6 protein-coding genes are annotated in these 10,786 nt (G+C 41.9%); 5 read left to right on the top strand and 1 reads right to left on the bottom strand.

Features of this window, described 5'->3' with window-relative positions; all coding sequences use genetic code 11:
• The 4 genes from QT990_RS20990 to QT990_RS20975 form a co-directional block, all read left to right on the top strand.
• Positions 1-1,656 (top strand): CHAT domain-containing protein (locus QT990_RS20990; RefSeq protein ID WP_333465714.1); only part of this gene is annotated, 1,656 nt, incomplete at its 5' end.
• Positions 1,657-2,008: 352 nt separating this feature from the next.
• Positions 2,009-4,420, top strand: coding sequence for a dynamin family protein (locus tag QT990_RS20985; RefSeq protein ID WP_333309146.1), 2,412 nt, complete (start codon positions 2,009-2,011; stop codon positions 4,418-4,420).
• Positions 4,421-4,426: 6 nt separating this feature from the next.
• Positions 4,427-5,218 carry a hypothetical protein gene (locus QT990_RS20980; protein WP_333309149.1) on the top strand — a complete coding sequence of 264 codons (792 nt, stop codon included), beginning with the start codon at positions 4,427-4,429 and terminating at the stop codon, positions 5,216-5,218.
• A 14-nt stretch (positions 5,219-5,232) separates the two neighbouring features.
• Entirely contained in the window at positions 5,233-7,548 is a 2,316-nt protein-coding gene (locus QT990_RS20975) for a dynamin family protein (protein WP_333309151.1), read from the top strand.
• 374 nt (positions 7,549-7,922) lie between these two features.
• Here QT990_RS20975 and QT990_RS20970 read toward each other — a convergent pair whose 3' ends face one another.
• The gene (locus QT990_RS20970) at positions 7,923-8,831 is read right to left on the bottom strand and encodes an Rpn family recombination-promoting nuclease/putative transposase (RefSeq protein WP_333309153.1); all 909 of its coding nucleotides are present in this window, start codon (positions 8,829-8,831) and stop codon (positions 7,923-7,925) included.
• A 659-nt stretch (positions 8,832-9,490) separates the two neighbouring features.
• Between QT990_RS20970 and ccsB the strand changes: the two genes are divergently transcribed.
• Positions 9,491-10,561, top strand: coding sequence for a c-type cytochrome biogenesis protein CcsB (gene ccsB / locus QT990_RS20965; protein ID WP_333465713.1), 1,071 nt, complete (start codon positions 9,491-9,493; stop codon positions 10,559-10,561).
• Positions 10,562-10,786 lie beyond the last annotated feature (225 nt).

The raw sequence follows: 10,786 nt of genomic DNA, 5'->3' as shown, positions 1-10,786 counted from the left end.
TTGCCGATCGCACCCACAATTACTCCCACTCCAGCGCCGGTACCCAATGTTTTGCCGATCGCACCCACAATTACTCCCACTCCAGCGCCGGTACCCAATGTTTTGCCGATCGCACCCACAATTACTCCAAATCCAGCGCCGGTACCCAATGTTTTGCCGATCGCACCCACAATTACTCCCAATCCAGTGGTTGCGCCTGCTGCTGCGCCGATAAATCTCGCACCGATACCGGAACTCGCAGCCAACCAGCCGCCTAGCACAAATCCTTTATTTTCGCCCAGCTTGCAAGAGCAAAACCAGATATCTAATTCCTTGCAACAGCGCAATTCACCTCCCGCGTCTGCGAATCTTGACGCTTCCAAGTTGCCACCTAACCTCGGCGCTGTTATTTTTCCCGTGGAGGAGAGATTTACCAGCGAGTTTGTCGATTACCTAAATTTGCCATCAACAACTGCGCTCGCCACCCTAGAAGATGCCCAAATTACCCTTCGCAGTGTCCAACAAGCCACAGGCATCAAACCAGCTCTCATTTATATCAGCTTTGTACCCAGGGGTTCTACAGTCGATCGGCCTTACAGCAGTTCCCCCATCTTGCGCGTAGAACAGCAAATTCAAGCCTCTGACGAACTGGAAATGATGGTGATCGCCCCGGAAGGCGTACCCGTTCGCCAGCGCATCTCTGGAACCTCTCGCGCCCAGGTAATGCAAGCTATGGAGAGATTTCGGGCTGAACTGACTAATCCGGTAAAGCGCAACACAAAAAGTTATTTGCCCTTGGCTCAGCAGCTCTACAAGTGGATAGTAGCGCCGCTCGAAGCAGAGTTGCAAGCCAAAGGCATTGAGAATTTATCTTTTATCTCAGATATGGGGTTGCGATCGATACCGATGAGCGCCCTGCACGACGGCAAAGGCTTTCTGGTAGAGCGTTACAGTGTTGGATCGATGCCAAGTCTGAGTTTGACGGATACCAGCGCCACCAATTTTAAAAATACCCAAGTTCTGGCAATGGGGGCGTCGCAATTTCCAGAGATGAGTCCTTTGCCTGCGGTGGAACTAGAAGTATCGACAATCACGCCGCAGCAGTGGCCGGGCAAGTCTTTCTTGAACGAAGCTTTCACCCTGGCTAATTTGAAATCGCAGCGCCAGCAGTATCCTTTTGGGATGATTCACTTGGCTACCCACGCCGAATTTCGAGCTGGAGAGCCCAGCCAATCCTTTATTCAGTTGTGGGATACTAAATTGCGTTTGGATCAGTTGCGGCAAATGAATTGGCACAGCCCGCAAGTTGAAATGTTAGTTTTGAGTGCTTGCAAGACTGCTGTGGGCGATCGAGAGGCCGAGTTGGGCTTTGGCGGGTTAGCCGTGCAAGCCGGGGTTAAATCGGCTATGGCGACTCTTTGGTATGTCAGCGACGAGGGCAGTTTGGGGTTGATGACGGAGTTTTACGGGCAGTTAAAAACTGCTCCGATTAAAACAGAAGCACTGCGGCAAGCGCAATTAGCGATGTTGCGGGGAGAAGTGCGAATTGAAGGGGGGATGCTGCACACTTCTGTTGGCAATCTGCCGTTACCCCCGGAATTGGCAAACACGACGACTCAGAATTTCTCTCATCCTTATTATTGGTCTGCTTTTAGAATGATTGGCAATCCTTGGTAATAAGGTTTGTTTTAGTCGATCGATTGTTGGCTAATTGTGCGAGATTTCGATCAGCGGGGTTGGGGAATATGGGTATAATCGATCGCAATTTAGAGTGCTCCTTCGGCGTGTGTGCGATCGTTTCAGACCTGGATTCAGCAACGCCCGCTGATAATCTAATTGAAGACCTGCAAAAATATGAAGAGCCTGTTTGTAACTTTATTTAAATAAAGAAAGTGCGATCGCCTCTTGACAGGTTATAGTATTATACCTAGAGTCATAATTAAACAGTGCTGCTGTCAGCCCTCTATGACTTGCGACTCAAATATGTTAACTAGAATACATATTCACTATCAACACCAGTATTTAACACATGAGTAAACAATTATACAAAGTTTTTGACGAAGTAGAATTCAAAGCTCAACAGCTTGCTAAATCCTGGAATAATTTTTCTACAGAAATTTCCGAACATTTACCAGATACATATCAGCCTGAAATACAAAAACTTTCTCGTAAATTAGACGAGGCTTTAAGCACTCTGGTTGATCAACTTCGTAATCCGACTCTGACTCTGGCGACTACAGGAACCACCAGTAGCGGGAAAAGCACTTTGGTAAATTTGTTATGTGGAGCCGAAATTGTCCCCGTAGCCGTAAGTGAAATGAGCGCAGGGGCAGTCACTATCGAATATAGCAAGGAAAAGTCTCTAATAATCCATGAAACACCAGGAGCATTGTGGGAATGTGGAGAGTGGAGAGGTATCAGAGACGAAAAAATTTATCAGCGCTTATACCAAGTAATGATAAGTTATATCGAAAACAGAGAAAAACAACCGAATTTAGCTTGCCCACAATCTACAATATTTTACCCTTTCAGGCTTGTCAAAGAGTCTCAACTGGAACTACCACAAGGAACAAGGGTAAAAATTCTTGATTTACCTGGTTTGGCCTATGTGGGCGATCGAGGTAACGCAGATGTTATTAAACAGTGCCGAGAGGCCTTGTGCATAGTCACATACAATAGTGCAGAAACCGATGCACATAAAGTAAAAAGTTTACTGCAAGAAGTTGTACAGCAGGTAAAAGATTTAGGGGGTTCCCCTGCACGTATGCTCTTTACTCTGAATCGGATTGACGTTTTTCGAGCCGATAGAAATTGGCCTGACACAGAAAATCGCTTTTTTGAAAATGCTATCTGCAGTATTAAAAGTGAATTGACTGACCAATTAAAAGAATATACAGAAGATATTGAGAAGTTGCAGGTTGTCAAACTTAGTACATGGCCAGCTTTACTGGCTCTTCAGATCCAAAATTATGATGAGATATTCAGTGTTGATGCGTGTAAAAAAGCGGATAACAATTTCAATGGATTAATTGATGAAGATATATTAGAAGACCTGCCACGTAACGTACAAAAATGGTCTAGACACGACCGAAACCGAGTTGCTGAAGCATTATGGAAAAAATCTTATGCAGAAGAGTTTCAGCAGCACTTAAAGGAACATATTACTCAACACTTCCCACAGTTAGTAATACCGCAAGCTATAGAACGTTTTAATGTAGCTGCTGGAAATGCTGTAGCAGAGTGGGCCGTACAAACAACCACGGCCATTCTTAGCAGTTCAGAAGAACACTACCAACAGGAATGCGAAAATATCTCACGAATTAGATTATTAATTGAGCGTTTCTTACAAAGAAGCGATACAAACTTAAGAGATCCCTTTGAAAGAATAGATACAAAGATTAAACAAGTTATAGCAGAACAGTCAGAAGATGATCCTGTCCTATATCTTGAATCAACAATTTTAGAACTTAAGAATGTAGAACCTTATAATCTATTAGGAGAAAAATTATATCCTCTTTATGGATGGAGACGGGAATTAGGTCAAGGAATTAAACAAGTATTAGAAGCAGTAGCAAAGTCTTTAGAAACTGGAAAGGTAGACTTAGACAGTACAAATTTAAAAAAAGCAAATCTTTTAAATGTCAATTTGCTAGGAAGAAACTTAAACAGACTTGTAAACTTAGGCTATACTGCTTCTGTAGCTAAAGAAGGTAAAATAATGGAAGCAAAAACTGATTCTGAGAAGAATCAACTTAAACAAATAAATGAAGAATTAAATGAACTAGCTATTCATTTGAATATTGTAATGGAGGATGTGTTAAAGCAAATTTCTAACCAAGAATTAAATAGAATGTATCAGGCAGTAGTAGAACTTTTCAATTGCCACTTATCTTATATTGAAGAAGGTGCAAATGATATTGCACCTAATATAGCCATAAAATTCCCTGAATCTAAATTTAGTAAAGTTGATAGTCAGCTTACATTTAATTTTCGTTTTGAAGCAGGTTTTCCTATTAACAAAGGAACGTGGCAAAAATCCGTACAGGTTGCCAGAGAGGAAAGAATTTGGTATACATTATGGATAGCAAAAAAAACTGTTTATGACACGAAATATGAAACACGCTCTAGTGATAATGCCGAAATACCTAGTGTGGAAAATTTACTAACAGGTTGGATTATTCAGTCGAAAAAGGGAGAAGCAGAAATAGTAAACAAAATTGCAACTTGGCTACTAGAACAAATTGATTGTTTAAAAAAAAATGTAGATAAAATTCAGAATGATATTATTGACCGTTATCAAACCAGACTTGATAAAGCTAACCAAGAAATTACTCTAGATTATGAAAAGCAAAAAAATGTTTGGCAACCTATTCAACAAAAAGCTCAAAACCTTGCAGAAGAATTTTCTAGCTTAGAAAAAGTTTTAAAAGAGGAGCATTAAAATCTAGTGGCAACCGAAAATCCTAAAAGCCTATATGATCAAGTTTGTAATAACATATATCCTCAAATACAAGGGATTGAAAGAGGTCTTTTATATGAGACTATTCAGATGATACTTGGTGAAGAACAATCACTAGAACAAGAAAAAACAAGAAAAATATGTGATTATTTTGGGATAAAACCTCATGCTAATAAAGATGAAGACCATAAAATTATTGATGACTTGTTGGATGCAATTTTAAGAAATATTCCAATATTAAAACGACCTGCAAAACTGGTAAAAAATTTTCAAGGAGGAAATATGGAGTGGATTTTTGTAGCAGCAGCTTTTACATTCGTTGGATTGTTTTTTTATAAGCAAACTCTTGATAAAAAGGAACAGGATAAAATAAAATCGGCGGTTCAAGAAATAAAAGAGCAACCCATTTTTTCACCTCCAATTCCTGCTGATTTATGTCTTGTTATTCCAGCATCTATAGCAAGCAATTTCATAAACCGTTCAAATTTAAAAGTTGATGAGCTAACATACCTCATAGATAATGCCTCTTACTTTTTATGTACTACTGTTAAAGTTGCTGACTCAAATGAGCAATATTTAAAAATAACAGGTGAGTCTATTCAACTTGATAGTAGAAGAGAAGTTTATCTCAGAATCAATATTAATGATGGTCGAAACCTGATTGATAAAAAGATTCCTTACTATTTAAAGACGAATCTACCACTTCAAGCTCAGTGTATTGTTAAACAATTAGCTTGTCTTGAAAATTTATCTGGATTAGAAAAATTTAACCGCATTTAAGGAGTATCTACAAAATGGATTGGAAAACAGCATCTTCTTACTATGAAACCCGTCTTACCGACGCTTTAAACATCCAAAGACACGCGGTTAATTTAGCTAACTTACCACAAGCAGAAGTTCCAGAAAAATTAAAACAAATCCTATTACAAGAAGCACAACCCGCACGCCGCCAACTTGAAAGACTCAAAAAACGCGAGTTTCGCATCGCTGTTGTCGGGTTAGAGAAAGCAGGAAAAAGCACCTTTATTAATGCTTGGTTGCAATGTGATTTACTTCCAGCAAAGGGAGGAAGATGCACATTTACCACAACACAAATTTATTCAGTTGAAAACGAGTCTGAACAAAGGCTGGAAGTACAAGCGAGAACCGAAGAAGAGTTTATCAACTTACTCAAGGAGCTGGAGAAACTAGGGGCGAAAGAAGACCTAAATACTATACGAACAAACGAAATAACCTTACAACAGGTAAGAAGAGAAGGTAATCTGACTTTTCCCTTTACTAGACTCGAAGATATTAGAGAACCACTCAAGAAGTATGTAGCAGATGAAAAGTATGCTCACGCTGTTTTAGAGGCGAGACTTTATACTAACAAACTTGCTCAGGCTGAAGGGATTGTTTTTTATGATGTTCCGGGTTTAGATTCAGGTTTAGCAAAGCACGTTGATGAAGCACAAGCAATGCTCTCTGACTGTGATGCGGTGATATTGGTACAGCGGTTTACTAGCCTCCGAGAAAAGGAACTAGAAATAATCAAGTTTACCGAACTTGGCGATAAAAACGTCACCGTTGCTGATAAGCTTTTTGTATTTTTAAGTCGGATTGATTCATTAGGTAGTGCAGAGGCGCTTAAAACACATATTGAAGAAGCTTCTCAAGACTGGTTAAGGCGTGCAAAGCTTCCACCTGAACGCATTGTATATGGTTCAGCCGGAGCCTATCTAATTTTGAATGGTTTAGCAGGAGAACAGACTAAGTTAGAGATTGGGGATGCAAGTAATATCGAAGCTCAGTTGAAGAGACTGACTGGAATTACCGATGAAGAAACTCTGAATAAAAATGGTACTGGAATTCCCGAAATTAAGGAAAAAATATTTAACTATATCAACAGTGAGCGTGTCTCGATTTTAAAAAAAAGATGCGAAGCTTCTATCAATAAAATTTTCAGCAATTCTGAACAGATTTATATTACAGTCAGCAAAAAGTATCCCGAAAATCCTGAAGAAGCCAAGCTATTTGAAGAAAATAATCGGCGGGTTTTCTTTACCGAATGGTGGAATAAAAAATGGGAAACAATCAAAGCTGATTTACAAAAATACTATGAATATTCTGTTATAAACAAATCCTTAGATAGTTCTAATGCTAAGTCATTCACTCAAATAGAAAAATTTAGACAACGATATTTACAAATCGTTGACAATGAAATGCAGAAACTCAGGGAGGAAACATTTAAAAAGAAAGATACTATCTTTCTTGCTAACTCCAATCCAGAGTTTGACCGCATGAAAGCCAATTTTGCTTGGCGTGATGATTTGTACGGTGATATTAGTAAGCTTCTCTCTGCAATTGCTCATCAACTTGCTTTAGAACTTAAGGATGAAGCATTAAAATTAGTTGAATATATGACAAGTTTATTATGGGAAAGTAATCAAGTAAAACCCAGGCTCATTGAAAATTCAGAGGAATATTTTTTAGCAAAACTAGAGAATAGCTTAAGCGTATTATTTTTACGCTTTGCACGTCCAGTGGCTGAAGCGCTGATTCGCGGCCCAGTTAATAGTGATACTCGAAATAAAATAATCAAAAGTTTAGGGGTAGATATTGAAATTATTGATAACTACTATAGTGGGGAAGAAGCTGCATTTAGGGTTCTCAAAAAATATGTAAAATATGGTTCAGATTTACTATTTAATTCGGAGATTCGGCAACAAGTATTAGGAGTTACAGGAATAGCAACACAAATTGCTGGGGTAGCAGCGCAAATAGTGGGAGATTTTTCTAAGGACATAAAATCGCCACAAGAAGAAGCTGTAGTTTTTGAGGTAGGAAATGATATTAGTGCGTTTGAAGAATACTTAATTTATGCAATTTTCAGTGCGGCTGGTTTTGAGTCATACTGTATTCAAGAACTGAAGGGTTTAGTTGATAGTTTCCGAGACAAAGAAGGTACTTGGACTGGCGTTGCTCTCAATGAGTGGTTGCAGGGAAATCCACTTCTGTTTGCTGAAATACCTGATAACTTGAAGTCACAAGAATCGAATTTAGAAGTTAGCGAACGATTGAGGCAATTATCTATTGCTTTAAAAAGAAGTCGTTCGCCGGAGGTACTGTGAGGGACTGAAACTAAAGGAAAATAGACCTTTTGCAAAAGTCCTTTTAATGAAATTTTAGGACGGGCTCTCCGGCCCATCCCACAAAAATCATCTTTTCTTGTGGAATGGGCCGGAGAGCCCGTCTTAGCTATTTTTTGCAAGAGGTCTAATTTAACATATGTCTGTGGGTTCGATCGCCCAAAACATCTTCTACCATCATCAATCCGCTTCTAATCCGCCGGAATCATCCCCGATCGCACCCTGAACATCCTCTCAGCAACGGCGGATGCACCAAAAGAACCCCAAAACCCAGCAAGTAGAGGGGGAGTACGTTTGATGTGTTGGTGCGCGTAAATGGCGCGATCGCCCCCTCAAGTGCAATTCCTAACCTCGTTTCAATCTCCCTGCGGCAAATTCTCCAGCCAAACCTCTAAATCCTCGATCGACTGAAAATCTAACAATTCCTCTGCTAGAGTTTCAATTTGCTCGATCGACAAATCAGCAATTCTAGTCGTGATAGATTCCGGTAATGTTCCAACTCGCCGATTTAACAGACGGCGATTTAACTGACGTAAAATCAAGGCTCTTCCTTCTTGTTCGCGGCCTTGCACAATGCCTTGCACAATGCCTTGTTCAATGCCTTGTTCGATGCCTTCTTCCTTAGCTTCCCGATAAAACCGAGTTTCCTCAAGCGTAATCCCTAACATCGCCTCTGCCTCCCTTCGGTTCAAACTTGTAAACTTGTAAACCAGTATCGTCGTCAGCATCTCTATTATGGCGCGACTCGCTGCCTCAGATTCCTCACGCTGCGATCGCGCCAGCAACAATCGCGCCACTTCCGGCGTACTCGCTTCGTCGATCGTCGTCAAAGCCATCAGCGCCACCCCCAGCGGCAACTGTTCAATATCCCCCAACTCATCCAAATATACGCGATGCACCTGATTGCAGTTCAAGAGCGATCTATACGGATGCGTTTCTGATTGTTCAGTCGATCGAGTAGGATAAATTACCACCGCTTCCCAATCTGTAAATCGCTGACGGTTGCGATAAAAATACAAAAACGACTCACCAAACAATCGCTCATAAAGCAATTCATCCCGCTGAAACTGCACCTCACAGAAATATACAACTCCAGGCTCAGCATCCGGTGGCAAAAACACCCCATCAATTTCAAACTTCGGTTCCTTCACCGCCACGGAGTCAAATCGATACTGTTCCGCATTCGATGGTGACTCTTCCAATAGCTCAAACAGCAGCGTCGGAGCTTCTTGAAATAACTTGTAAAATATTGAATCTCGACGCATTAACCCAACATCTCCTCTAACCTATGCAACTGCTCGAACCCTCAGTCGATTTTAGATTTTAGATTTTAGATTTGACTCGCCTTGATAAATCTGGGAGGTTGAGCTTTACTCTAAAATTTGGGGAGTATCCACAACGATTGTCGGGGGCTTCCGTTTTTTTGCTGGTTGCAAAAACAGCAAATGGGTAATCAGCTCAATCAATTCTAAAGGATTCCAGATAGCCCCAGATCAAAAAACATCCTATATTTTCAGTCCTAGACGCACTCCCGACCAAGAAACGGGGTTTTTTACTTAATCTCTGGGTAAAAACGAAGGATTTTCCTAAAACCCGGTTTCTGGCCCCCCGTGCGTAAGTCCTAATTTTGTTAATCGGCGATCGAATTTCGCCCATCAGCATTCCGTGTTTCCTTACTTGGAACTCCTCCAACCTCAAGCCCTCAGCCAGAATCAACAAGTGTGACTTGACGGGGCTACACTCGTCTGGTGGGTCAATAGTAGCTTGTTTGATGCGTCCGCGCGATCGCCCACTCGCACCTCAACAACCGCCAATCACTCATAATTGCCACAAAAATTCAAAATCCCAAACCCAAAACTGCCCAACCCCAGTACGATCGATCTAGTTAGCAAAAATAAGTAAAAACACTAGCGGAGTAATTTTTATGGATCTGGTCGTACTCCAGAACTGGCTGGACAACATCTCCTTTGCCGTTTTGTTCTCCACAATGCTCATTTACTGGGTTGGCGCAGCATTCCCCGGCATTCCCTACCTGGGGGCCCTAGGAACCGCAGGAATGGGCGTCGCCAACCTATCCATCGCCGCTTTACTCGGTTCTCGATGGATAGAAGCCGGCTACTTCCCCTTAAGCAATCTCTACGAATCCCTATTTTTCCTAGTTTGGGGAATCACCGCCATCCACCTAGTCGCGGAAAACATGAGCCGTTCCCGCTTAGTAGGAGTAGCCACATCCCCCGTAGCAATGGCAATATCTGCCTTTGCAGCCCTGACTCTGCCCGCAACCATGCAATCTGCAGAGCCCCTAGTACCCGCCCTCAAATCAAACTGGCTGATGATGCACGTTAGTGTCATGATGCTCAGTTACTCAACTTTAATGGTAGGAGCCCTGCTGGCGATCGCCTTTTTAATCGTCACCCGCGGCCAAAAAATCGAACTCACCGGTAGTTCCTTCGGCACCAACAGCAACCGCAACGGCAACTACCGCCTCCAACGCCCTCAAAACCCCGAACCTCAAATTGCAGAAACCAGTGGCGACAGCGCCTTAGTTTTCAGCGAACCCTCTTTCAACTCCAACAATAACGGTTTAGGCACCACCGCAGTGCTCGAATTAGCCACCGTTCAAACCGCATCAACCGCGCCAACTCAAACCGCAGAACTTCTCTCGCCCCAGCGCTTGAATCTAGCAGAAACTCTTGATAACATTAGCTATCGCATCATCGGTTTAGGATTCCCCTTACTGACAGTTGGCATTATTGCGGGTGCGGTTTGGGCTAACGAAGCTTGGGGATCGTACTGGAGTTGGGACCCGAAAGAAACTTGGGCGCTAATTACTTGGTTGGTATTTGCTGCCTACCTGCACGCCCGCATTACTCGTGGCTGGCAGGGAAGACGCCCAGCAATTTTAGCTGCCACAGGTTTTGTGGTAGTTTGGATTTGCTATCTAGGCGTTAATCTGTTAGGCAAAGGTTTGCATTCCTACGGTTGGTTTTTCTAATTCCTAATCCACCAATCAGCCAAAGAAGAACAGGATAAGTCAAAGAATCGGGATTAATCTCATCTCCGGTTGTAGGGTGGGCAATTCCCACCTTACTCAACCAGCGAGATTCTAATAATTAACTCCCTCTTCCTTCTTATAACTTCGGTCTTCCTCACATCCGTTACATCCGTTACATCCGTTACATAATCCGTTGCCGAACTTCCTTCATTAAAATAAGGACAA

Origin of the sequence: Microcoleus sp. T3_B1, from assembly GCF_036700445.1 — a bacterium.
Taxonomy (GTDB): Bacteria; Cyanobacteriota; Cyanobacteriia; order Cyanobacteriales; family Microcoleaceae; genus Microcoleus.
Note: the sequence above shows the minus strand (reverse complement) of the source record. Positions and strands in the feature narration are given on the sequence as shown.